The 23,518-nt window shown below is 56.6% G+C and carries 21 protein-coding genes; 11 read left to right on the plus strand and 10 right to left on the minus strand.

The window, feature by feature from the left end:
* The first annotated feature begins 143 nt into the window (after positions 1–143).
* The 5 genes from ald (at position 144) to JNM42_RS10980 (ending at position 7,523) form a co-directional block, all read left to right on the plus strand.
* Complete coding sequence (ald, locus tag JNM42_RS10960; protein ID WP_294269425.1) at positions 144–1,259, plus strand: alanine dehydrogenase; 1,116 nt, start codon at positions 144–146, stop codon at positions 1,257–1,259.
* A gap of 282 nt (positions 1,260–1,541) precedes the next feature.
* The gene (locus JNM42_RS10965; RefSeq protein WP_294269429.1) at positions 1,542–3,092 is read left to right on the plus strand and encodes an acyl-CoA carboxylase subunit beta; all 1,551 of its coding nucleotides are present in this window, start codon (positions 1,542–1,544) and stop codon (positions 3,090–3,092) included.
* A 31-nt stretch (positions 3,093–3,123) separates the two neighbouring features.
* Positions 3,124–3,339 carry a hypothetical protein gene (locus JNM42_RS10970; protein WP_294269434.1) on the plus strand — a complete coding sequence of 72 codons (216 nt, stop codon included), beginning with the start codon at positions 3,124–3,126 and terminating at the stop codon, positions 3,337–3,339.
* Positions 3,340–3,379: 40 nt separating this feature from the next.
* Complete coding sequence (locus tag JNM42_RS10975) at positions 3,380–5,359, plus strand: pyruvate carboxylase subunit B (RefSeq protein WP_294269437.1); 1,980 nt, start codon at positions 3,380–3,382, stop codon at positions 5,357–5,359.
* A gap of 280 nt (positions 5,360–5,639) precedes the next feature.
* Complete coding sequence (locus JNM42_RS10980; protein ID WP_294269440.1) at positions 5,640–7,523, plus strand: potassium transporter Kup; 1,884 nt, start codon at positions 5,640–5,642, stop codon at positions 7,521–7,523.
* Positions 7,524–7,688: 165 nt separating this feature from the next.
* On the opposite strand, the gene aceB is transcribed toward JNM42_RS10980, so the two are convergent.
* Complete coding sequence (aceB, locus tag JNM42_RS10985; RefSeq protein WP_294269442.1) at positions 7,689–9,287, minus strand: malate synthase A; 1,599 nt, start codon at positions 9,285–9,287, stop codon at positions 7,689–7,691.
* Between the two features lie 246 nt (positions 9,288–9,533).
* Here aceB and JNM42_RS10990 point away from each other — a divergent pair, with 246 nt between their 5' ends.
* A complete protein-coding gene (locus JNM42_RS10990) occupies positions 9,534–10,436 on the plus strand; it encodes a LysR family transcriptional regulator (RefSeq protein WP_294269445.1) in 903 nt (300 codons plus the stop codon).
* Between the two features lie 89 nt (positions 10,437–10,525).
* Here the strand turns inward: JNM42_RS10990 and aceA are convergent, their stop codons facing one another.
* The 5 genes from aceA to clpS all read right to left on the minus strand — a co-directional run bounded on the left by aceA (position 10,526) and on the right by clpS (position 16,279).
* Positions 10,526–11,827 carry an isocitrate lyase gene (gene aceA, locus JNM42_RS10995; RefSeq protein WP_366504436.1) on the minus strand — a complete coding sequence of 434 codons (1,302 nt, stop codon included), beginning with the start codon at positions 11,825–11,827 and terminating at the stop codon, positions 10,526–10,528.
* Between the two features lie 199 nt (positions 11,828–12,026).
* Complete coding sequence (locus tag JNM42_RS11000; protein ID WP_294269449.1) at positions 12,027–13,061, minus strand: low specificity L-threonine aldolase; 1,035 nt, start codon at positions 13,059–13,061, stop codon at positions 12,027–12,029.
* A 75-nt stretch (positions 13,062–13,136) separates the two neighbouring features.
* The gene (gene rraA / locus JNM42_RS11005) at positions 13,137–13,628 is read right to left on the minus strand and encodes a ribonuclease E activity regulator RraA (RefSeq protein ID WP_294269453.1); all 492 of its coding nucleotides are present in this window, start codon (positions 13,626–13,628) and stop codon (positions 13,137–13,139) included.
* A gap of 83 nt (positions 13,629–13,711) precedes the next feature.
* Entirely contained in the window at positions 13,712–15,970 is a 2,259-nt protein-coding gene (gene clpA / locus JNM42_RS11010; RefSeq protein ID WP_294269456.1) for an ATP-dependent Clp protease ATP-binding subunit ClpA, read from the minus strand.
* The gene (clpS, locus tag JNM42_RS11015; RefSeq protein WP_294269459.1) at positions 15,971–16,279 is read right to left on the minus strand and encodes an ATP-dependent Clp protease adapter ClpS; all 309 of its coding nucleotides are present in this window, start codon (positions 16,277–16,279) and stop codon (positions 15,971–15,973) included.
* Between the two features lie 219 nt (positions 16,280–16,498).
* On the opposite strand from clpS, the gene JNM42_RS11020 reads away from it, so the two are divergent.
* The 4 genes from JNM42_RS11020 (at position 16,499) to pabB (ending at position 20,449) form a co-directional block, all read left to right on the plus strand.
* A complete protein-coding gene (locus tag JNM42_RS11020; RefSeq protein WP_186409536.1) occupies positions 16,499–16,702 on the plus strand; it encodes a cold-shock protein in 204 nt (67 codons plus the stop codon).
* A gap of 216 nt (positions 16,703–16,918) precedes the next feature.
* Positions 16,919–18,343: a M48 family metalloprotease gene (locus JNM42_RS11025; RefSeq protein ID WP_294269466.1), complete on the plus strand. Its 1,425-nt coding sequence runs from the start codon at positions 16,919–16,921 to the stop codon at positions 18,341–18,343.
* Between the two features lie 32 nt (positions 18,344–18,375).
* A complete protein-coding gene (locus tag JNM42_RS11030; protein ID WP_294269469.1) occupies positions 18,376–18,603 on the plus strand; it encodes a sulfurtransferase TusA family protein in 228 nt (75 codons plus the stop codon).
* A gap of 43 nt (positions 18,604–18,646) precedes the next feature.
* Complete coding sequence (pabB, locus tag JNM42_RS11035; RefSeq protein WP_294269473.1) at positions 18,647–20,449, plus strand: aminodeoxychorismate synthase component I; 1,803 nt, start codon at positions 18,647–18,649, stop codon at positions 20,447–20,449.
* Positions 20,450–20,481: 32 nt separating this feature from the next.
* Here pabB and JNM42_RS11040 read toward each other — a convergent pair whose 3' ends face one another.
* The 4 genes from JNM42_RS11040 to coaBC are packed head-to-tail and all read right to left on the minus strand — an operon-like array spanning position 20,482 to position 22,794.
* Positions 20,482–20,895: a secondary thiamine-phosphate synthase enzyme YjbQ gene (locus tag JNM42_RS11040; protein WP_294269475.1), complete on the minus strand. Its 414-nt coding sequence runs from the start codon at positions 20,893–20,895 to the stop codon at positions 20,482–20,484.
* A gap of 53 nt (positions 20,896–20,948) precedes the next feature.
* Positions 20,949–21,398: a dUTP diphosphatase gene (dut, locus tag JNM42_RS11045; protein WP_294269478.1), complete on the minus strand. Its 450-nt coding sequence runs from the start codon at positions 21,396–21,398 to the stop codon at positions 20,949–20,951.
* An 11-nt stretch (positions 21,399–21,409) separates the two neighbouring features.
* Positions 21,410–21,595, minus strand: a complete 186-nt coding sequence (locus JNM42_RS11050; RefSeq protein ID WP_294269481.1) for a hypothetical protein — start codon at positions 21,593–21,595, stop codon at positions 21,410–21,412.
* A gap of 8 nt (positions 21,596–21,603) precedes the next feature.
* Entirely contained in the window at positions 21,604–22,794 is a 1,191-nt protein-coding gene (gene coaBC / locus JNM42_RS11055) for a bifunctional phosphopantothenoylcysteine decarboxylase/phosphopantothenate--cysteine ligase CoaBC (protein WP_294269482.1), read from the minus strand.
* 61 nt (positions 22,795–22,855) lie between these two features.
* Here coaBC and radC point away from each other — a divergent pair.
* The coding region (gene radC / locus JNM42_RS11060; protein WP_294269486.1) for a DNA repair protein RadC at positions 22,856–23,518 on the plus strand (663 nt) is incomplete at its 3' end.

Genomic DNA, 23,518 nt, shown 5'->3' on the forward strand with positions numbered 1-23,518 from the left:
GTGTTTCTGAGGGTGAAGTTGACTGCCGTTTGGCATATTTATTAAGAGTTTACGAAGACTCGATTAAATTTCCCTTTTTATTTGTAGCGTCTTCGCTAAGATTTGGTAAGTTGCGTTTTTTTACCCAAGTGGAGCGGGCCATCATGAAAATCGGCGTGCCAAAGGAAATAAAGAACCACGAATATCGTGTTGGCCTGACTCCGGCCAGCGTTCGCGAACTGACTTCGCGCGGTCACAGCGTGCTCGTACAGGCAGGTGCTGGAACTTCCATCGGCCTTAGCAATGAGCAGTATCTGGCGGCGGGTGCCGAACTGGCTCCCGAAGCGGCAACAGTTTTTGCCAAGTCTGAAATGATCGTCAAGGTCAAGGAGCCGCAGGCACTGGAATGTGCGATGTTACGTCCGGGTCAGATTCTTTACACCTTTCTGCACCTCGCCCCCGATCCCGGGCAGACTGCGGCGCTGATCGAGTCCGGCGCCATCTGCATTGCCTATGAAACGATTACCGGGCCTGGCGGAGGACTGCCTTTGCTGGCACCGATGAGTGAGGTTGCTGGTCGCATGGCCGTTCAGGCGGGGGCTACGCACCTTGAAAAATCCAGGGGCGGCATGGGCATCCTGCTCGGTGGCGTGCCGGGTGTTCCCGCCAGTCACGTCGTTATCCTCGGAGCCGGCATGGTCGGTACCAACGCGCTGCAAATGGCCGTGGGCTTGGGCGCACGGGTTACTGTCATTGACCAGAGCGTCGATCGTTTGCGCCAGCTTGACCTCGTTTTCGGCAATCGCATCAACACGCTTTATTCCAGCGCGCAAAACATTGAAGAAGCCGTGCTTGATGCCGAACTGGTTGTCGGTGGTGTGCTGATTCCGGGTGCGGCAGCGCCCAAGCTGGTTACCGCCGAGATGGTTGCGCGCATGAAGAAGGGATCGGTGATCGTCGATGTGGCGATTGACCAGGGCGGATGTTTCGAGACTTCGCATGCGACGACACACGCCGAACCGACTTACTTGGTCGATGGCGTCGTACACTACTGCGTGGCCAACATGCCGGGAGCCGTTGCCCGTACCTCTACCTTTGCGCTCAACAACGCTACCATCGGGCACGCCATCGCGCTGGCCGACAAGGGCTGGAAAGAAGCGCTCAAGAACAGCGTGCACCTCAGGAACGGGCTTAATGTTGCCCAGGGCAAGGTGACTTACGAAGCCGTTGCGCACGATCTGGGCTACGGCTACGTGAGTTCCGGCACGCTGCTCGGTTGAAGCCGGCGACGGGGGCAATGCATTCGTGTTACACGTATGAAATTAATTGGCCGGACCGGTAACTTATTAAATCGGCGCGGGTTTATAAAAGATAGGCCCTAAAATTTTTTATAGGGAGGAATTCCTCAGTGTCATCGAAAACGGCTAGAATCTGAGTCTTTAAACGGCAGTGGGTTCGAAACACTGGGCTTAACCAGCTTGATGCACCCTCGGATTTCTAGATCAAGTTCTGGGTTTAAGGGTACATTGCTGTCTAAATCTTACTATCGTCAGGTACATTTAATGGATACGAACAAGCAGCTGGATCATCTTCATCAACTTCGGGCGGAAGCACGGCTGGGCGGAGGCCAGGACAGAATCGACAAACAGCATGCGATGGGGCGTTTGACGGCCCGGGAGCGCATAGACCTGCTGCTCGATGCCGACTCGTTCGAAGAGTTCGATATGTTCAAAATCCACCGTTGCAAGGATTTTGGCATGGAAAATACGGTGATTCCGGGCGACGGTGTCGTCACCGGTCACGGTACGATCCACGGTCGGATTGTTTATGTTTTTGCCCAGGATTTCACCGTACTCGGAGGTTCTCTGTCGGAAACCCTTGCCGAGAAGATATGCAAAATCATGGATCTGGCAATGAAGAACGGTGCTCCGGTGATCGGCCTGAATGACTCGGGCGGGGCACGTATTCAGGAAGGCATTGAAAGCCTGGCCGGCTATACGGAAATTTTCCTGCGCAATGTAATGGCGTCAGGTGTCATTCCACAGATTTCCGCCATTTTTGGGCCATGCGCGGGAGGGGCCGTGTACTCACCGGCGCTGACTGATTTCGTGATCATGGAGCGGCTCAGTTCGTACATGTTTCTGACCGGCCCCAAGGTGGTCAAGTCGGTGACCCACGAAGACGTGACCGTTGAAGAACTGGGCGGTGCCGACATGCACTCCTCGCAGAGCGGGATTTCCGACTATGCCGCTTCATCGACGGTCGATGCCATTGATTACATCAAGCGACTCCTGTCTTTCCTGCCGCAGAATAATTTTGAAACAGCGCCGCTTGTGCCGTGTTCCGATCCTGTTGACCGACCGTCCGAAATTCTGCAATCGATCATTCCGGAAAATCCGAATGCGGCGTATGACATCAAGGATGTCATTACTGAAACGGTCGATAACGGCGATTTCTTTGAGATCAAGGAGCAGTTTGCGCCTAACCTGGTCGTCGGTTTTGCACGGTATAACGGCGTCAGTGTCGGCATCGTCGCCAACCAGCCGGCATATCTTTCCGGGGTGCTCGACATCGACTCGTCGATCAAGGGGGCACGTTTTGTGCGCTTCTGTGACTGTTTCAACATTCCCGTAGTGACTTTTGTCGATGTCCCCGGTTTCCTTCCGGGAACGGCACAGGAATACGGTGGCGTAATCCGCAATGGAGCCAAGATTCTCTACGCCTATGCCGAGGCAACCGTGCCGAAAGTTACAGTAATCACCAGAAAGGCCTACGGCGGTGCCTACTGTGTGATGTCCTCCAAGCATTTGCGCGGCGACATGAACTACGCCTGGCCGAGTGCTCAAATCGCCGTCATGGGATCAAAAGGCGCGGCCGAGGTGCTTTATGGTCGTCAGGCCAGGGAGTCAGGTGACGCTGCCGCCTTCCTGGCGGAAAAGGAAGAGGAATACAACGAAACAGTGGCCAACCCCTATATTGCTGCACAACGGGGGTACATCGATGACATCATTATTCCTTCCACCACGCGGGCACGGATCATCAAGGCGCTGGGTATTTTGCAGAACAAGCGTGACACCAATCCCATGAAGAAGCATGGAAACATTCCGATGTGACTGGGTGTTCAGGATAGCAAAGGGTAGAGCGATGCTTAAGACGGGAAAAAAGGTAGCGGCGGCACTGGCGGCAGTACAACTCTACTTGCAGCAGGAGCAGGAGGCTGCCAGCTTTAGTGAGGTAGAAACAGTATCTCCGGTGAAAATTATGCCGAACGAGCCAGGTCAGTGGGCGCAATCGGGTCGTGTTGAAATGATGGGTGGGCGCAGGCTGGTTCAACTGCGGGCATTCTCCAACGCACGATAGGTTTCATTATTCAATTTGCAAGTTTCTGTGGAGCAGACCAATGAGCGACAACGTAGTGATGACCGCAATGAATTACGACAGTGACCGTCCGCCGGCAAGCAACCCGGTGAAGATCATGGACCTCTCCCTGCGCGACGGGCATCAGTGTCTGTTTGCTACGCGCGGGCGTACCGAGGACATGATACCTGTCGCGGAGATGCTCGATGAAATCGGCTTCTGGGCCCTGGAGACCTGGGGTGGAGCAACCTTCGACACCATGCACCGTTTCCTCAACGAAGATCCGTGGGAGCGGCTGCGTACGCTCAAGCGCTACGCCAAAAAAACGCCGTTCTGCATGCTTCTGCGCGCCCAGAACCTGGTCGGCTATCGCAACTATGCGGATGACGTGGCGACGGCCTTTGTCGACCGCGCTGCAGAAAACGGCATGGACATCTTCCGAACGTTTGATGCACTCAACGACTACCGGAACTTCGAGACAGTGGTCAGGCAGATCAAGAAGAGTGGCAAGCATTTTCAGGGAGTCGTGAGCTACACCCTGACCGAACCGCGCCTCGGTGGCGATATTTACACTCTCGACTATTACGTCAGCAAGGCAAAAGAACTGGTCGGTATGGGTGCCGATTCGGTCTGCATCAAGGATATGGCCGGCATGAGTGCGCCGTATGACATTTATGCGCTGGTCAAGGCCTTGAAGGCTGTGATCACGGTGCCCATTCACCTGCACAGCCATTTCACCTCCGGCATGGCGCCGATGACCCAGCTCAAGGCCATTGAGGCCGGGATAGACATCGTCGATACCTGCATGACGCCTTACGCCTATCGTTCCTCGCATCCGGCTGTCGAACCGCTGGTAATGACCCTGCTTGGAACCAATCGTGATACCGGCTTTGATATCCGCAAGCTGGCGGAGATCAACGAAGTCCTCGAGAAGCAGGTGATGCCGAAGTACAAGCACCTGCTGGACGATTCCAAGGTGTCGATCATCGACATCAACGTGCTGTTGCATCAGACACCGGGGGGAATGCTCTCGAATCTGGTCAACCAGTTGCGCGAGATGGATGCGTTGGACAGGATCGACGAGGTATACAAGGAACTGCCACGGGTCCGCAAGGATCTCGGACAGATCCCGCTGGTGACGCCGACCAGCCAGATTGTCGGCGTGCAGACGGTCAACAACGTTTTGAATGACACCCCGGACGAGCGCTACAAGATGATCACCGGGCAGGTGAAGGATCTGTGCTACGGTCTGTACGGAAAAACGGCGATACCGATTGATCCTGAAGTGCAGAAGAAGGCATTGAAGGGGTATCCGCGTGGCGAAACACCCATTACCTGTCGTCCGGCCGAGGTTCTTGAACCCGAACTGGAAAAGGCCAAGGCAGAAATTGGTGATCTGGCGGTCGACATGGACGATCTGCTGATCTATGTCCAGTTCCCGGTGACCGGCAAGAAATTCCTTGAGTGGAAGTACGGCAGAGCTGAAGTTCCCGCCAGCGTCAAGCCGATTACCATGGAATCGGTCAAGAAGCAGGATGCACTGGTCAAAAAGGCTTTGGCCGGTGAACTGGTGGAACGCAGCAAGGCCGAAGCCCCGGCCAAGTCGGAAAGGGTTCGTACTTTCAATGTTTTCCTCGACAACGAATTCTTTAGTGTCGAAGTCGATCCCACGGGTGATGCTCCAGTGCTGACCACGCCAAGGGTGGCGGCGGCACCGGCGCCAGCTCCGGTAGCCGCACCGGTGGTTGCCGCCGCACCAAAAGCGGCTGCTGTTGCGGCGCCGGCCGCCAGCCCCGCCGCTGAAGCGCACGGAACGCGCTTGCTGGCACCGATGCCGGGAATGATCATCAGCTTCCAGAAGAAGGATGGTGATACGGTGACCAAGGGCGAGCCCGTGGTGGTTCTCGAAGCCATGAAAATGGAGAACGCACTGGTTGCACCGTGTGACGGGACTGTCAAAGGGATCAAGTTCAAGAGCGGGGATACCGTGGCCAAGGGCGCAGTGCTTTGCGTCATAGAGTAATCATGGCTCGCTTCAGCCTCAGTGCCAATTGAGGATTGATGCGTGAGTGGGGAGTCGGGGGAGAATTGATCTCCCGGCTCCCCACTTGCCATTGCAACTTCTGCTTCACCCCTCGTATTCTTGCAGAAGTTGAATCAAAGGGGGTGATGCCCAGGCGGGCCAAGCGGCTTACACCTGGCCACAACCGCATTGAACCCATTCGGGTTTACCCTGCCCTGCTGAAACGTTCCGCCAGTTACCGACTGCTGACCCAGCGGGAAATTTTAAAGAGAAGCTTTTGATGCATCAGGCTGCAATACAGAGCAAGTCGCAGCAGGCCACTCTTGCACTGGCGGCACTCGGCGTGGTTTATGGTGACATCGGCACCAGTCCCCTGTACTCGATGAAAGAGGTCTTCGCCGGAAACCATTCGATTCCATTGACGCCCGAGAACGTGCTCGGCATCCTTTCGCTGATAGTCTGGTCGTTGATCATCATCGTCTCGGTCAAGTATGTCTTATTCATCATGCGCGCCGACAACCGGGGCGAGGGCGGCATCATGGCACTCATTGCACTGGCCCAGCATGGCGCCAAAGACAATCCAGTGCTCCAGAGGTCCATAATGCTGGTCGGGTTGCTCGGCGCCGGGATGTTCTATGGCGATGGCATGGTCACTCCGGCCATTTCAGTGCTCTCGGCACTCGAAGGTCTCAAAGTGGTTACCCCCGCCTTCCAGCCTGTCATCATACCGGCGACACTGGTGGTGCTCTTTGCCCTGTTTTATTTTCAGCGCCGGGGGACGGCCTCGCTCGGCACCCTGTTCGGCCCGGTGATGCTGCTCTGGTTTGCCACGTTGGCTATTCTTGGGTTTATCAGCATTCTGGCGAATCCAGGGGTGCTGCAGGCGCTGAGTCCCACGTTCGGTCTTGGTTTCCTGATTGAAAATCGCTCCATTGCCATCGTGGCCATGGGTGCTGTCGTGCTTTCGGTAACCGGAGCGGAGGCGCTCTATGCCGATATGGGGCACTTCGGAAGCAAGCCGATTCGTCAGGCCTGGTTTGGCTTTGTGTTGCCGTCGCTGATCCTCAACTATTTCGGGCAGGGTGCCCTGCTGCTTGTCAATCCGGGGGCGGCGGACAATCCCTTCTACCGGCTTGCGCCGGAATGGCTGCTTTACCCGCTGGTGGCGCTGGCTACACTGGCCACGGTGATTGCTTCACAAGCCGTGATCTCGGGCGCTTTTTCAGTGTCCCGGCAGGCCATGCAGCTTGGTTTCCTGCCGCGTATCGAGGTTCAATTTACGTCCGAGAAGGCACAGGGTCAGGTTTATCTGCCCGGCGTCAATTGGGGTCTTTTTGTCGCGGTGGTCATTCTTGTGCTCGGTTTCCAGACAACTGACAACCTCGCTGCCGCCTACGGTATAGCGGTGACCGGCGACATGGTCATTACATCAGTTCTGGCAACCTTTGTTGCGGCGAAAAGCTGGGGATGGGGATGGGGGCGCTCGATTGCACTTTTTGCCGTTTTCCTTTCGGTTGAACTGACTTTCCTGTTTGCCAATATACTCAAGATTCCTCATGGCGGCTGGTTCCCGCTGGTCGCCGGTGCCATGATCTTTCTGGTGATGACTACCTGGAAGCGTGGCGGGCAGTTGCTGACCGAGCGCACCAGCGGCGAGGCGATAGAACTGGTAAGCTTCATCGATGCCTTGCTGGTGTCCATGCCGGTGCGCGTACTCGGTACCTCGGTATTCATGACCTCGAGAAACGACCGTGTGCCGAGTTCGATGCTGCACAATCTGATGCACAACAAGGTGCTGCACGAAAGGGTGCTGATTGTCTCCGTAGAAGTGTTTGATGTGCCCTATGTTCCTGAAATTGACCGTATCGAGATCAGCAAGCTGAAAGGTAATTTCTTCAGGGTGACCGTGCAATACGGCTTCAAGGACGAGCCCGATATCCCGCAAGCGCTGACTTTGTGCAAAACGCAGGGCCTGACTATCGATATGATGGAAACCTCTTTCTTCCTCGGCCGCGCGACGCTGATTCCAAAGGTGGGGTCAGGGATGGCGCTGTGGCGCGAGAAACTTTTCGTGTTCCTGTTCCGCAACGCCGGGAGTGCAACGAGCTTTTACAAGATCCCGAGCAATCGGGTAGTCGAACTCGGGACGCAGGTGGTGCTTTAGCAACAGCGACGAAGTGTTCATCACCAGGTTGCAGCGCAGGAAATCCCCTGGAGACACCAAGTTTATCCAGGAACACCTAGGAAAGCGATATTCTGCTTTCCTGGTGAATCTTCATGGGTGGCTTGGTAGTGCAACTTTTTCCAGGTTTCTCAAAATGACAGGCTGCTAGTCCATCGCCTCGTACAGCGGCAGCGTCAGGAATTCCGGATACTCCGGTGTCAGGCTCATTTTGTCGAAGATCACGGCGGCCTGGTCATAGGTGGCGGTGTCTTCACCCTGGGCGACGACGGTTGTTTTGACCTTTGGCAGTTCTTCGTCAATCATTTGCCTAACCATTTCAGCCGTGACCTTGCGCCCGTCGTCGAGTACTCCCTTTGGCGAAACCACCCACTGCCAGACCTGCGAGCGGGCAATTTCAGCCGTTGCCGCATCTTCCATCAGGTTGTGGATCGGCACGCAGCCATTACCGGCCAGCCAGCTTCCCAGGTAGTGAATGCCGACATTGATGTTGTTGCGCACACCGGCTTCAGTGATCGGCTGTTCGGGCTGGAAGTTGAGGAAGTCCTTGGCGGTGAAGACTTCAGTTCGTTGTTTTTCCCACTGGTTCGGACGCTCGCCAAGTACCTTCTGAAACTCTTCGGCGGCAATGGACACCAGTCCCGGATGCGCGACCCAGCCGCCGTCGAAGCCATCGTTGGCATCACGCGTCTTGTCGTGGCGAATGCCGGCCAGCGCTTTTTCATTGGCCTCCGGATCGTTCTTGATCGGGATCAGGGCGCTCATGCCGCCCATCGCCGGGGCACCGCGCTTGTGGCAGATCTTGACGAGGTGCAGCGCGTAGGAGCGCATGAACGGTACTTCCATGGTGATCGCGCCACGGTTGGCCAGGCAGAAGTTCCTGTTCTTCTTGAATTTCTTGATGCAACTGAAAATGTAGTCCCAGCGGCCGGCGTTTAGCCCGGATGAATGCTCGCGCAGCTCATAAAGGATTTCTTCCATCTCGAAGGTGGCGAGAATTGTTTCAACCAGCACGGTGGCCTTGATGGTCCCCTGTGGCAGGCCGATATGATCCTGTGCCATGACGAATATGTCATTCCACAGGCGCGCTTCGAGGTGCGATTCCATCTTCGGCAGGTAGAAGAAGGGACCGGCGCCGCGGGCAATCTGCTCCTTGGCGTTATGGAAGAAGACGAGGGCGAAGTCGAAGATACCACCGGAAACGCGTTGACCATCGACGGTCACGTGTTTTTCGTCAAGATGCCAGCCGCGTGGACGGATCTGCAGGGTGGCGATCTTTTCGTTGAGCTTGTATTCCTTGCCGGCTTCGTTAAGGAATGAAAGTTCGCGGCGAATGGCCTTGTAGATGTTGACCTGGCCCTGGATCTGGTTGTCCCACTTCGGGCTGTTTGAATCCTCGAAGTCAGTCATGTACGAATCAGCGCCGGAGTTGTAGGCGTTGATGATCATCTTCGCTTCGACCGGGCCGGTGATTTCGGTGCGGCGCCGTTCCAGAGCCTTGGGCAAAGGTGCGATTTTCCATTCACCGTTGCGGATGTGAGCAGTCTCTGGCAGGAAGCCGGGCATTTCACCCGCATCGATGCGTTCCTGACGAACAGCACGAGCCTCAAGCAATTCCTGCCGACGGCTATTGAAGGCGCGGTGCAATTTGGCGACCAGCGCCAGCGCGTCGGCAGTGAGGATGGTTTCATAACCGGGTTTGATGGGCGCGTTGACTTGAACGCCGGAAGGCAGATTGAGGCTCATGGCAGATCCTTGTGGTTAGGGTTAACAAAAGGGGTTACGAATTCATTGAGTGTCAGGCTGTCGCCAACCAAGACCAGTATCAGCAGCCAGCGCTGGAGGTAGTGAGGGCGAGACTGGCAATTTTTCGGTTTCTCTATGAGAGTTTAGTCCAGGTCTTATAGAAGACAGCAGTGTATTCCTGCATGGATCGTAATGGAAGACGTACAGAGTTGAAATTATCTTTTACTTAAAGTATAAAATGGTGCCATGGCAGTTTTCAAACAGATTGAATCCTTTGTCTCCGCCGCGATGCGCGGCAGCCTGTCGGCGGCTGCCCGGCTGGAAGGGGTCACTCCGGCGATCATTGGTCGTCGGCTCGACGCGCTGGAAGAACGCCTGGGTGTCCGGCTTCTGACAAGAACGACGCGCCAGTTGTCGCTGACATTTGAAGGGCAAGCCTTTCTCGAAGACTGTCAGCGCATCCTCAACGAACTGGCCAATGCTGAAGCCTCGGTCAGCCTGGGCGGGGTCAAGGCCAGCGGCCATCTACGCCTGTCGGCACCAGCCGGCTTCGGGCGCCGGCACGTCGCGCCGCTGGTCAGCGTCTTCATGGCGGCCAACCGCGAAGTCAGCGTCGACCTTGATCTCTCCGACCGGCTCGTCGATCTGCTCAACGAGGGCATTGATTTTGCCGTTCGCATAGGTGAACTCAGCGATTCAAGCCTGGTCAGCGTCAGGCTAGGTGAAATGCGGCGCATGGTGGTTGCGGCACCGGCTTATCTGGTTGCGCATGGTGCACCTCGCGTTCCGGCCGATCTGGTTCAGCACAACTGTCTCTCGCTCGGTCAACAACGGGGCTGGGTTTTTCGCGATCCGCAAACCGATGCGCTTGAGACCTTGAAGGTGAGCGGCGATTTTTCCTGCAATGACGGTGCGGTACTGCACGAATGGGCGATTGACGGTCGGGGTTTGGCTTGGCGTTCGCTGTGGGAGGTTGGGCGGGATCTTCAGGAGGGGAGGCTGGTCTCGGTACTCGATGCCTGGCAGGCTCCGGCGATGGGAATCTACGCCGTATTTCCGCAACGTCGCCACCTGCCGTTACGCGTTCGGCTACTCATTGATTTGCTCAAGGAAGAATACAGTCGACCGAGTTATTGGGAGATCAAATGAGCGGGAGATGAAGCGAAGTGGCTAAAGTAAAAAGGCCGCATCCTTGCGGAGGCGGCCCTGGCTTGCACCTTGCGGCGGTTGGCAAATGCTCAGTGGAACTGTTCTTCTTCGGTTGATCCGGTCAGTGCGGTTACGGAAGAGATTCCCCCCTGGATTACGGTGGTAACTTCGTCGAAGTAACCTGTCCCGACTTCCTGCTGGTGCGATACGAAGGAATAACCACGGTCACGCGCTGCAAATTCAGGCTCCTGAACCTTTTCTACGTAGGCGGTCATGCCGCGCGCCACATAGTCCTGCGCCAGATCGAACATGTGGTACCACATGTTGTGAATGCCGGCGAGGGTGATGAACTGGTACTTGTAGCCCATGGCGCCGAGTTCTTTCTGGAACTTGGCGATGGTCGCATCGTCGAGGTTCTTTTTCCAGTTGAATGAAGGCGAGCAGTTGTAAGCAAGCATCTTACCCGGGTATTTTGCATGTACGCCTTCGGCGAACTTGCGGGCGAACTCGAGATCCGGCTTGCCGGTTTCGCACCAGACGAGGTCGGCATAGGCCGCGTAGGCCACTGCACGCGAGATCGATTGCGCCAGACCCGGTTTCGTCTTGTAGAAGCCTTCGGCTGTGCGCTCACCTGTGATGAAGGGCTGGTCATTGTCATCATGGTTCGAAGTCAGCAGGTCGGCGGCTTCGGCATCGGTACGGGCGATCACCAGCGTCGGTACGCCGCAGACGTCGGCAGCAAAACGCGCCGCGATCAGTTTCTGAACCGCTTCCTGCGTTGGTACCAATACCTTGCCGCCCATGTGGCCACACTTCTTTACTGAGGCCAACTGGTCTTCCCAGTGCACGCCGGCGGCACCGGAGCGGATCATCGCCTTCATCAATTCGAAGGCGTTAAGCACACCGCCGAAACCGGCCTCGGCGTCGGCGACGATCGGGGCAAAATAGTCGATGTAGTCCTTGTCGCCCGCTTCAATGTTCTTCGAGCACTGGATTTCGTCAGCACGGCGGAAGGTATTGTTGATGCGCTCGACAACCTTCGGTACCGAGTCGACAGGGTAGAGCGACTGGTCCGGATACATCGCGGCATAACTGTTGTTGTCAGCGGCAACTTGCCAGCCGGAAAGATAGATGGCCTTGACCCCGGCCTTGACCTGCTGCATGGCCTGGCCGCCGGTCAGAGCACCAAGGCAGTTGACGTAGGGTTCGGTGTTGACCAGGTTCCACAGCTTTTCTGCACCGCGACGGGCCAGGGTGTATTCAATCGGGAAGGAGCCACGCAAACGAACAACTTCAGCGGCGGAATAGCCACGCTTGATACCTTTCCAGCGAGGATTTTCAGCCCAGTCTTTTTCAAGTTCGGCGATTTGTTGTTCACGTGTACTCATGATTGACCTCCATAAAAATTTTAAAATGACCGGAATTTGAGAAAATCTGACTGCCCGCAGTTTAAATCCGCTTATTTTTCTGGCAGTCGATCTTTTTAATTATAGTGATGTTTTTGTTTTCTAACAATAGTCTTATATAAGATATAAGAATTATTTTGTAACTCCGTGATTAAATTTATCGGATGATACAAGCGCATCAGATTCAATCAGCTTGTGCCGAGAGTTCGCGCAAGTCGGCGAGCAGCGCATCAACGCTTTCCGGCCTTGTATCCCAGGCGCACATGAAGCGGGCACCTCCTGCACCGATAAAAGTGTAGAAGCGCCAGCCGCGCACACGTAACCCGTCCTGTACCGACCGCGGCAACACGACGAAAACGCCGTTGGCCTCTACCGGAAACAGCAGGTTAGCGCCGGGAACTGAAGCCAGACCAATGGCCAGTCGCTGCGCCATGGCGTTGGCGTGGCCGGCATGTCGCCGCCAGATTTCTCCCTCAAGGATTCCGAGCCAGGGAGCCGCAAGGAAGCGCATCTTGGAGGCCAGTTGTCCGGCCTGTTTGCAGCGCCAGGCAAAATCTTCTGACAGCGCGCGGTCAAAAAAAATGACCGCCTCGCCCATCGGCAAGCCCATTTTGGTACCGCCGAAGCACAGCACATCGACGCCGGCACGCCAGGTGAGATCGGCCGGTGTTACGTCGAGCGAGGCCACGGCATTGGCAAAGCGAGCGCCATCCATGTGCACGCGCAGTCCGAAGTGATGCGCCAACTCGGCGATGGCAGCGATCTCCGTCGGGCGATAGAGCGTACCAACCTCGGTGGCCTGGGTCAGCGTAACAACGTGAGGCTTGGGATAGTGAATGTCGTTCCGACGCGATATGACCTCACGCACGGTCTCGGGCGTGAGTTTGCCGTCCTCGCCTTTGGCCAGGAGCAGCTTGGAGCCATTGGAAAAGAACTCAGGACCGCCGCATTCGTCGGTTTCCACGTGTGCCAGCTCGTGGCAAATGACACTGTGGTAACTCTGGCAGAGCGAAGCCAGTGCCAGCGAATTGGCGGCAGTGCCGTTGAATACAAAATAGACATCGCAATCGGTAGCAAACAGGTCACGCAGGCGGTCCGAAGCCTGCCGTGTCCATTCGTCATCGCCATAGGACGGGGCGTGACCGGCATTGGCTGCAAGCAGCGCCTGCAGGGCTTCGGGGCAGATTCCTGCGTAGTTGTCACTGGCAAAGTGCTGCATGACGGCTCCAGAAAACGAAGAAGGCGCTTATTCTCGCACTCTAGGTCTCTGAAACCGAAATTTGCCCTGGGATTGCTAAGTCAACGCCTGACTTGAGACCAGGATGCCGTCCTCGTCGGCATAGAGGAAGTCGCCAGGGTTGAAGCTGACACCGCCGAAAGTCACCGTAAGGTCGCGCTCGCCTGTTCCCCTTTTGATGCTGCGCTGCGGGTGGGTGTCGAGTGCGCGCACACCAATGTCAATGCTGTTTATTTCGACAGAATCACGGATACATCCGTAAACGATCACCCCTTCCCAACCGTTTTTCTGTGCCAGAACGGCCAGCAGGTCGCCAACCAGCGCGCAGCGCATCGATCCGCCGCCGTCGATGACAAGCACTTTGCCCTGTCCGTCTTCGCCGAAGGTGGTGCGCACGAGTGCGTTGTCTTCGAATAGCTTCAGGGTGACGATACGGCCGCTGAATGTAGCGCGTGCACCATAACATTTGAACATCGGGGCGACAACGCGGACCGTTTTGCCGAGTTCGCCTTCAAAAGCATCGCAGAGGTCGGGGGTCTTGAAGCTCATGAGTTTCTCCATGGCGCTGAGTTCGTCGCATATCATACGAAAAAACGGCCATGCGCCAAGGCATGGCCGTCTCCCAGGTGTTTTCAGACGACTTCGGCGGTTTCTTCTTTGAACGACAGCTTTATCTTGCCATCCTCGCCAATGTCGACGGTGACGTGGCCGCCACTGGCCAGCTTGCCGAACAACAGTTCGTCGGCCAGCGCCGAGCGGATGGTGTCCTGAATCAGCCGTGCCATCGGACGTGCTCCCATTAATGGGTCAAAACCGTTACTTGCCAGATGACTCTTGAGCGCATCGGTGAAGGTGGCTTCCACTTTCTTCTCGTGCAACTGTTCCTCCAGTTGCATCAGGAATTTGTCGACGACGCGCAGGATAACGTCGTGGTCAAGTGCCTTGAAGGAGATGGTGGCGTCGAGCCGGTTACGGAACTCGGGAGTGAACAGGCGCTTGATCTCGACCATTTCGTCACCGGCCTGCTTGGCGTTGGTAAACCCCATGCTTGTTTTCTGAATGGATTCCTGTCCGGCATTGGTGGTCATGATGATCACCGCGTTGCGGAAATCGGCCTTGCGCCCGTTATTGTCAGTCAAGGTGCCGTGATCCATGACTTGAAGCAGGATGTTGTAGATGTCAGGATGCGCTTTTTCAATTTCGTCGAGCAGCAGCACGCAATAGGGCTTCTTGGTGACTGCTTCGGTCAACTGGCCACCCTGATCAAAGCCGACATAACCCGGAGGGGCACCAATCAGCCGTGAGACGGCGTGCCGCTCCATGTATTCGGACATGTCGAAACGAATCAATTCGTTGCCGAGACAGTAAGCGAGTTGTCTGGCAACTTCGGTTTTGCCGACGCCGGTCGGGCCGGAAAAAAGAAAGCTGCCGATCGGCTTGGCCGGATTGCCAAGTCCGGAGCGCGACATCTTGATGGCCTTGGCCAGTGCATCAATCGCGGCTTCCTGCCCGAAGACGACAGCTTTCAGATCGCGGTCGATGTTTTTCAAGGCATGACGGTCATCCGACGAGACATGTGTTGACGGGATGCGGGCGATCTTGGCAACGATTTCTTCGATGTCCTGCTTGCCGATCATTTTTTTCTGTCTGGACTTTGGCAGGATACGCTGCGCAGCACCTGCTTCATCAATGACGTCGATGGCCTTGTCCGGCAAGTGGCGGTCGGAGATGAAGCGCACCGAGAGCTCTACGGCAGAAGTCAGCGCAGCGGCCGAGTACTTGATGCCGTGGTGTGACTCGAAGCGAGTTTTCAGACCCTTCAGGATTTCAACGGTTTCGGCGATCGAAGGCTCATTAACGTCGATCTTCTGGAAGCGTCGCGACAGCGCGTGATCTTTCTCGAAAATGCCCCGGTACTCGGTGTATGTTGTCGCACCGATACACTTGAGCTGGCCGTTGGAGAGTGCCGGCTTGAGCAGGTTTGATGCATCCAGCGTACCGCCGGACGCCGACCCGGCACCGATCAGCGTGTGGATCTCGTCGATAAACAGGATCGCATGCGGGTTTTCGCTCAACTGCTTGAGAACGCCCTTCAGGCGTTGCTCGAAGTCGCCGCGATACTTGGTACCCGCCAGCAGAGCACCCATGTCCAGGGCGTAGACGCTTGCCTTCTCGAGAATCTCCGGTACGTTATGTTCAACGATCCGGCGGGCAAGACCTTCGGCAATGGCGGTTTTGCCAACTCCCGCTTCGCCAGCCAGCAAGGGGTTGTTCTTGCGACGGCGGCAGAGGGTCTGAATCACACGCTCGAGTTCCTTTTCCCGTCCGATCAAGGGATCGATCTTGCCTTGCAGGGCAAGATCGTTGAGATTGACGGTGTAGCTCTCCAGGGGGCCGGCTGTGGTTTGCGTCTCGTTTTCGGTTTCAACGCCATGTTCGCTACGTGCCGTGCTCTGCGGTACCTTGCTGATGCCGTGGGAAATGAAATTGACCACGTCCAGCCGGTTTATGCCCTGCTTCTGCAGATAGTAAACCGCGTGTGAATCCTTTTCACCAAAAATGGCGACCAGTACATTGGCGCCATTAACCTCTTTTTTCCCGGACGACTGGACATGCAGGATAGCGCGCTGGATAACGCGCTGGAAACCAAGCGTCGGTTGCGTATCGATATCCTCTTCGCCATCAACCGTCGGTGTGTGCTCAACAATGAATTTGGTCAGATCCCTGCGCAACTGCTCGATATTTCCGCCACAGGCGCGCAGTGTTTCTGCCGCGGACGGGTTATCGAGCAGTGCAAGCAGAAGGTGCTCGACCGTGATGAACTCGTGACGTTTTTGCCGTGCCTCGACAAAGGCCATGTGCAAGCTGACTTCTAGTTCCTGCGCGATCATTCAGTTTTCCTCCATGACGCACGCCAGCGGATGCTGGTTATCACGTGCGAAGGTCGCGACCTGCTCGACCTTGGTGGCGGCGACGTCGCGCGGAAAAACTCCACAGACGCCTCGACCTTCCGTATGTACTTTGAGCATGATTTGTGTCGCTTGTTCGCGGTTCATGGAAAAAAACTTCTGCAATACAAGAACAACGAAGTCCATTGGTGTGAAGTCATCATTGAGCAACAATACCTTGTAAAGTGGTGGAGGGGCGAGCTTGCTGCGTTTGGCTTCGAGTACGGAGCCTTCCTGATGCTGTTTTGCCATATCACAATTCTACTCAGTCTTTTCGAATTCCAAAACCGCTTTGTTAGCAGAATTTTACCCATAAACCACACTATGCCAGCATTTGCATTCAAAAATGCTTGACGCATCCGCTATAACTAGCGTACAAAGTCTCCATGTTTCGGTTCAAGTTGTATTTGAATTTCAAACATGCACGTCGGGCGATGCCCGGATCTAGTCTCTTTTCAAGGATGTAGCAATATGGCAACAGGTACAGTTAAGTGGTTCAATGACGCCAAGGGTTTCGGTTTCATTACTCCGGATGATGGCAGTGAAGATCTTTTCGCCCATTTCTCCGCGATCACCATGGGCGGATTCAAGACCCTCAAAGAGGGCGAGAAGGTTTCTTTTGATGTAACGCAGGGCCCCAAAGGTAAGCAAGCATCGAATATTGGGCGTGCCTGATTCTCGGTTGCGCCAAGGGAACCCGCCTCTGGCGGGTTTTTTTTCGCCTGATACTGGCAATATTCACGTTACAACTTGAAACATAAGGCTGCGGTGGAGTCCGCTATCATATTCTCATTTTTTTCAGCATGTCATCCTGCAACTGTGATCACTCGCCTTTTAAGTTCGCTCTGCCGCTTGTCCCGTGCTGTCCTGCCACTGACGATGGCTGCTTTAATGGCCGGGACTTCGTTTGCATTGGCCGATGATCTTCCGGATCTCGGGGAGTCGGCGCGTGCCGAGTTTTCGCCGCAACTCGAACGCAAGATAGGCGAGAGCATCATGAACGAAATTCGTCTGCGTGAGCCCAGTTACGTCGACGATCCGGAAATCAACGACTATCTTGCCAGCCTTGGCAGTCGTCTTGTTGAAGCCAGTGCGAATCCGACCGGCGATTTCCATTTTTTTGCCATACGCGACAACACTGTTAATGCATTTGCCATGTTCGGCGGTTTTATAGGAGTGAACACCGGCACCCTTCTTACGGCACAGTCCGAGTCCGAACTGGCAGGTGTTATCGCTCACGAAATTGCGCACGTGACCCAGAATCATCTGGCGCGCCAGATCGCCAAAGAGAAACAGAATACGATACCAAGCATGATTGCCATGGCGCTCGGTATACTCGCCGCCCGCTCCAATTCGAATATTGCTTCGGCTGCCATCGTTTCGACTCAGGCCGGTCTCGTTCAGGCTCAACTGGCCTATAGCCGCGACTTCGAGCGAGAGGCGGACCGTATGGGATATCAATCACTCGACAAGGCTGGCTTCGATGTGCGGAGCATGGGTGATTTCTTCGAGCGTCTGCAAAAGGGAGGCCGACTTTACGAGAACAATGCGCCAGTCTATTTACGTTCGCACCCGCTGACGATCGAGCGGATTTCCGATATGCAGAACCGGGCACAAAGTTCGCCCTATCGGCAGGTTGTCAGCAGCCTTGATTTCCAACTCGTGCGTGCCAAGCTGCGCGCGCTGATGGGTACGCCACGCGAAGCGGTCAGTGAATTCGAAACCCAGTTGCGCGAAAAGAAATATGCGTCGCAAGCCGCCGCTCGTTATGGCCTGGTTTTTGCGCTGATGAGAGCCAAGGATACGTCGGCGGCGCAACGTGAGTTTGAAGCGCTCAGCGCACTCAAGCTTGCGTCGCCAATGATTGCCGGTCTGGCGGCCGAGATCAAGACAAGCGCCGGCGACCTGCCTGCGGCGCAGGCCATTTACCGCGATGCACTACAGCGCTTTCCCCAGGCGAGGTCTCTGGCTTATGGTTATGCCGAGTCTCTCTTCGCGGGTCGGCAATACGATCGGGCCCTGGTATTTCTTGATACGCAGTTGCAACTCAACCTTGCCGATTACAAGCTCTACGGCTTGCAGGCAAAAAACTATGCCGCCTTGGGCAAACGTTTGCCGCAGCACCGGGCACAGGCCGAGTTTTACCTGCTGCAGGGGCAACTCGGGCAGGCGGTCGAGCAGTTGCAGTTTGCCCAGCAGGATAGCGATGGCAATTTCCAGGAGCAGTCTGCCGTTGATGCGCGTCTTCGCGAATTGCGCATTCTGCAGGCTGAAGAAGCAAAGCTGAAAAAGAATGGCGCCTGGAATGGCGGTTAGAATGCGTCTTTTTATTCGTTCCGGAACTGATCATGCAGTTTGATCGAGAACTTGATGTCAAGGGGCTGAGCTGTCCGCTGCCGATCTTGCGTACCAAGAAAGCACTTGCCGAAATGTCCTCCGGCCAGGTATTGCGCGTTCTGGCCACCGACCCTGGCGCGGTCAAGGATTTTCAGGCCTTCGCGAAGCAGACCGGCAACCACTTGCTGGCCAACGCCGAAGCCGACCAGGTCTTCGAATTCTATTTCAAGCGCAAGTAAGCCACATTACTGTGGCGGCGTTTCTCCTCCGGGATTTTGAACCGTGACATTGGCCGGCGAGCGTTTCGCCCTGTTCGATGGTGACGGCGGTAGTGCCATTCTTTTGTCGGAGTATCGTCGAACGCTCTGTTTCGATGGTGATGGTGAAGATTGTGCTGATCGAAGCGGCGATCTGGCTTCGGTGTTTGAGGCCATTGAGGCGGCTTCAGCCAATGGCGAGTGGGTTGCCCTGGCCGCAGACTATGCGCTTGGAGCCTTTTTCGAGCCGGCCGCCGTAAGGTCCAGGCCTCGCCGGGCAAGCTTGCGTGGCTGGGTGTTTGGTCAAGCCCGGCAACTTGATGTGCGGGCCCTTGAGGCTTTCCTTGACCAATGTCTGGCCCGTGTGCCCGAATACCTGCGGGTTGCCGGTGTGGCTGAGTTCTCGCCGCGGCTGGAGGCCATGAGCCATGCGGCAAAGGTCGAGCAGATCCGGCGTTGGATTACCGAGGGCGACTGTTACCAGATCAACCTGACGTTCCCGCTCGATTTCAGGATTTACGGCCATCCGCTGGCCCTTTATGCGCGTCTGCGCGAGCGCCAACCGGTACGTTATGGAGCTTACGTCGTCACCCCGGAGGAAACACTGCTTTCCTTCTCGCCCGAGTTGTTCTTTGAGCGCAGCGGTGAGCGCGTGCTGACGCGACCGATGAAGGGCACCGCGCAACGCGGTGCGACGCCGGAAGACGATGAGGTGCAGCGCATGGCGTTGCTGGCGTCCGAGAAAGAGAGAGCAGAGAACATCATGATCGTAGACTTGTTGCGCAACGATCTGGGCCGGCTGGCTGCACCCGGCAAGGTTCGGGTTGAATCTCTGTGTGAAGCCGAAGCCTATCCGAGTCTGTGGCAGGTGGTCTCCAGCGTTTCCGCCGATTTGCCCGATGTGCGTCTGTATGATCTGTTTCGTGCGCTGTTTCCCTGCGGTTCGATTACCGGCGCGCCAAAAATTCGTGCCATGCAGCGCATTGCCGATCTGGAGAGCACTCCACGCGGCCTGTATAGCGGAGCACTGGGCTGGGTGGCACCGGGCGGCGATTGTCGTTTCAACGTCGCCATTCGTACGCTGGAGGTGGCACCGGACGGGCGGGCGAGCCTTGGTGTCGGCAGCGGCATCGTCATTGATTCCGACCCCGGGCGCGAATACGCTGAATGTCTCCTGAAATCGCGTTTTCTCACCGGTTTCGATCCCGGTTTCGAGCTTATTGAAACGATGCGCCTGGAATTCGGGAAATTCCCGCTGTTGACTTTGCATCTGGAGCGGCTTGCGGCTTCGGCGCGAGCGCTTGGTTTTGCGTGTGATGTGCCAGCGCTTGCGGTGGCTCTGACGGAGCTCTCAACTGACTGTGCAGACGGAATTCATCGTGTGCGATTGACCCTTGCGCATGATGGCCAGTACCGCATCGACCTGACGAAGATGTCTGACGATGGACAATCCTGGCAGGTGGTTCTGGCTGATGAAAGACTGGACGCGGACGACTACCTGCTGCGCCACAAGACGAGCGCTCGCAGCCTGTACGATCGGGCTTTGGTACGACTGGCCGATCACCCGAAAGTATTTGATGCGCTCTTTCTCAACACACGCGGCGAGGTCTGCGAGGGCGCGCGCAGCAATGTGTTTATCGAGCGCGGCCGCGTCCTGCTGACGCCACCACTGTCCTGCGGATTGCTGCCCGGAGTCATGCGTCGACATTTGCTTGAGTCGGGTCGTGCGCGTGAATGTGTTCTGACCCTGGATGATTTGCTGGATGCCCCGGGCATCCATATGGCGAACGCCCTGCGCGGGCTGATACCCGTCAGCATGCGAGCTTGAATGGTCGGTGACTTACCTGTCTGTAGAGATCATCAGCCGAAAACGGTAACGACAATTTGTCGTTGATGAGCATGCGTTCGGTGTTCCCACAGATAGATTCCTTGCCAGGTTCCAAGCCGCAGGCCGCCATGGCTGACCGGCACGGTGATCGAACTGCCCGCCAGAATGTTTCTGCCATGGGCGGCCATGTCATCATCACCTTCGTCGCTGTGCTGGTAGGCGGGGTCGCCGTCGGCTGCCCAGCGAAGCGCCAGCGTCTCAAGATCGCGACGTACCGAAGGATCGGCGTTTTCGGTAAGGATGACCGAGCAACTGGTATGCAGAATAAATACGTTGGCGAGACCGGTTTCGATCCGTGAGTCTTGGACGATCTTCGAAACCATTGCCGTAATCTCCGTCGTTCCACGGCCACGGGTCGATAACTTGATTGTCTGCTGGTGCGTCAAAACCGTCCCCTTCTATGCATGATTCATGGTAGCCGGTAAGGTCAGGACCAGGATCAGGTTTTCCCCGTGCTGCCAAATCCGCCGTCGCCGCGCGTGCTGGCGTCAAACTCGTCAACGACATTGAAGGCGACCTGCATGACCGGGACGACGACGAGTTGTGCCAGGCGATCGAGCGGGTTGAGCGTGAAGCTCTCCTTGCCGCGATTCCAGGTCGACACCATGATTTCACCTTGATAGTCGGAGTCGATCAAGCCCACCAGATTGCCGAGCACAATGCCATGTTTGTGACCCAGCCCGGAGCGCGGCAGGATCATCGCCGCGAGACCGGGGTCGGCCAGATGAATGGCGATGCCGGTCGGGATCAGCAGGGTTTCACCGGGGTGAATTTTCACCGGCGTCTCAATGCAGGCACGCAAATCAAGGCCGGCCGCGCCGGGGGTGGCGTAGTGCGGCGGGCTGTCCTTGAGCCGGGGGTCGAGCAGGCGAATGTCAATGCAGTGCATGGGGTTTCCGGTCAGAAAAGAATGAAGAGGGCAGCGCCCAGCATGGCAACGACAAGCACCAGGAGGGCTATTTGTTTGGCAAGCCGTGCATTTTCCTGTTCGTCCTCGCGCCAGGCCTGAACCATTCGGCTGGCGCGCCTAAGTGCTTCACGCCCGACGATGCGACGGGTTTTCTCCTGTACATAGTCGTCGTTCATGGTGTGCATCAGCGCCTGGCAAGCAGTCCGGCAATATGCCCGATGAGCGCTCTGGCCAACTCGAGCTTGGGGCCGGGCGGCAACGGAGTTTCGCCGTCATCGTCGAACAGGGTCAGCACGGTGTCGTCGCCGCCAAAGCCGTGTTGAACCAGGTTGCCGACGATCAGCGGGATTTTCTTCGCGGTGCGCTTTTTCTGGGCATAGTCGTCCAGGTTCCGGCTTTCGGCGGCAAAACCTACGCATAACGGGGGGACCGGCAGGGCAGCAACGTCAGCCAGGATGTCGGGATTCTGGACCAGCTCAATCGGTGTCGCGCTAGCTCCATCCTTCTTGATCTTGTGTTCGCTGGAAAGTTTCGGGCGATAGTCGGCAACTGCTGCAACACCGATGAACACGTCCTGTGCGGCGGCGCACTGCATGACGGCGGCGTGCATTTCGCGGGCGCTGGTCACGTTAATGCGCTTGACTCCGCTCGGTGTGGTCTGGCTGACCGGGCCACTGACGAGCGTGACTTCAGCGCCGGCTTCGTGCGCGGCACGAGCCAGGGCAAAGCCCATCTTGCCGCTCGACAGATTGGTGATTCCGCGCACCGGGTCGATGGCCTCGAAGGTCGGTCCGGCGGTCAACAGCACCTTTTTTCCAGCAAGCAATCTGGGCTGGAAGTGAGCGATCAGTTCGGTGAGGATTTCTACCGGTTCGAGCATGCGTCCGAGGCCGTTTTCGCCACAGGCCTGCTCACCGCAGGCGGGGCCGAGAATGGCGATGCCATCATTGCGCAGGGTGGCGATATTGCGTTGCGTAGCCGCGTTTTCCCACATCTGGCGGTTCATCGCCGGAGCCACCAGCAAGGGACAGTCGCGTGCCAGGATGAGCGTGCTCAGCAGATCGTCGGCCAGACCGTGGGCGACCTTGGCCAGGAAATCAGCCGAGGCCGGGGCGATCAGCAGCACGTCGGCGGCACGCGAAAGGTCGATATGCGCCATGTTATTGGCGACACGCGGATCCCATTGGTTGGTAAACACCGGGTTGCCGGACAGCGCCTGGAAGGTGACCGGGGTGATGAAGTGGGTCGCCGCCTCGGTCATTGCAACCTGCACGGTGGCACCCTGCTTGATCAGCAGGCGGACCAGTTCGGCGGCCTTGTAGGCGGCAATGCCGCCGCTGACGCCGAGCACAATGTGTTTTCCCGTCAATTCCATGCGAATGACCCGATAAGCTTGGTTAGAATGTCAGATGGAACATTCTAACCGAGATTGCAGCATGGCAATTACCGACTGGCCTGAGGATGAGCGTCCGCGCGAACGCTTGCTGGCGCAAGGTGCCGCTGCGCTGTCCGACGCAGAACTGCTGGCAATCTTTCTGCGCGTTGGCGTCAGGGGAAAAAGCGCAGTCGACCTGGCTCGCGAGTTGATCCGGCATTTTGGCAGCCTAAATCACCTGTTTGCCGCGACGCAGGGCGAGTTTTCGCTGATTCCCGGCATGGGGCCGGCCAAGTACGCCCAGTTGCAGGCTGTTCTGGAGATGTCGCGCCGGGCGCTGGGCGAGGAATTGAAGCAGGGCAACGCCTTTTCGACGCCGGGTTCGGTGCGTGACTATCTGCGCTTGCATCTGGCCGGTCTCAAGCATGAAGTGTTCTTTGCCCTCTGGCTGGATTCACAAAACCGCCTGATTGCTTCCGAAGAGCTGTTTCGCGGTACGCTGACGCAGACCAGTGTCTATCCCCGGGAAGTGGTCAAGAAGGCCATGTTGCATAATGCGGCGGCCGTCGTTCTGGCACACAACCATCCTTCCGGTGTTTCCGAGCCTTCGAGCGCTGACCAGCTGCTCACCCGGGAACTCAAGCAGGCACTGGCTTTGGTCGATGTTCGGGTGCTCGATCACTTCATTGTGGCCGGGACGTCACAGCCCTTGTCGTTCGCCGAA

It is taken from the genome of Propionivibrio sp. (genome assembly GCF_016790145.1).
Classification (GTDB): domain Bacteria; phylum Pseudomonadota; class Gammaproteobacteria; order Burkholderiales; family Rhodocyclaceae; genus Propionivibrio.

Bases quoted from the DNA above. Each gene is read 5' to 3' on its own strand.
- JNM42_RS11030 (WP_294269469.1), top strand. From the start codon at position 18,376: ATGCAGTTTGATCGAGAACTTGATGTCAAGGGGCTGAGCTGTCCGCTG.
- JNM42_RS10980 (WP_294269440.1), top strand. From the start codon at position 5,640: ATGCATCAGGCTGCAATACAGAGCAAGTCGCAGCAGGCCACTCTTGCA.
- JNM42_RS11000 (WP_294269449.1), bottom strand. From the start codon at position 13,061: ATGCAGCACTTTGCCAGTGACAACTACGCAGGAATCTGCCCCGAAGCC.
- JNM42_RS11020 (WP_186409536.1), top strand. From the start codon at position 16,499: ATGGCAACAGGTACAGTTAAGTGGTTCAATGACGCCAAGGGTTTCGGT.
- JNM42_RS10975 (WP_294269437.1), top strand. From the start codon at position 3,380: ATGAGCGACAACGTAGTGATGACCGCAATGAATTACGACAGTGACCGT.
- dut (WP_294269478.1), bottom strand. From the start codon at position 21,398: ATGCACTGCATTGACATTCGCCTGCTCGACCCCCGGCTCAAGGACAGC.
- aceB (WP_294269442.1), bottom strand. From the start codon at position 9,287: ATGAGCCTCAATCTGCCTTCCGGCGTTCAAGTCAACGCGCCCATCAAA.
- rraA (WP_294269453.1), bottom strand. From the start codon at position 13,628: ATGAGCTTCAAGACCCCCGACCTCTGCGATGCTTTTGAAGGCGAACTC.
- JNM42_RS10990 (WP_294269445.1), top strand. From the start codon at position 9,534: ATGGCAGTTTTCAAACAGATTGAATCCTTTGTCTCCGCCGCGATGCGC.
- JNM42_RS11050 (WP_294269481.1), bottom strand. From the start codon at position 21,595: ATGAACGACGACTATGTACAGGAGAAAACCCGTCGCATCGTCGGGCGT.
- clpA (WP_294269456.1), bottom strand. From the start codon at position 15,970: ATGATCGCGCAGGAACTAGAAGTCAGCTTGCACATGGCCTTTGTCGAG.
- JNM42_RS10965 (WP_294269429.1), top strand. From the start codon at position 1,542: ATGGATACGAACAAGCAGCTGGATCATCTTCATCAACTTCGGGCGGAA.
- JNM42_RS11025 (WP_294269466.1), top strand. From the start codon at position 16,919: ATGGCCGGGACTTCGTTTGCATTGGCCGATGATCTTCCGGATCTCGGG.
- JNM42_RS10970 (WP_294269434.1), top strand. From the start codon at position 3,124: ATGCTTAAGACGGGAAAAAAGGTAGCGGCGGCACTGGCGGCAGTACAA.
- coaBC (WP_294269482.1), bottom strand. From the start codon at position 22,794: ATGGAATTGACGGGAAAACACATTGTGCTCGGCGTCAGCGGCGGCATT.
- clpS (WP_294269459.1), bottom strand. From the start codon at position 16,279: ATGGCAAAACAGCATCAGGAAGGCTCCGTACTCGAAGCCAAACGCAGC.
- ald (WP_294269425.1), top strand. From the start codon at position 144: ATGAAAATCGGCGTGCCAAAGGAAATAAAGAACCACGAATATCGTGTT.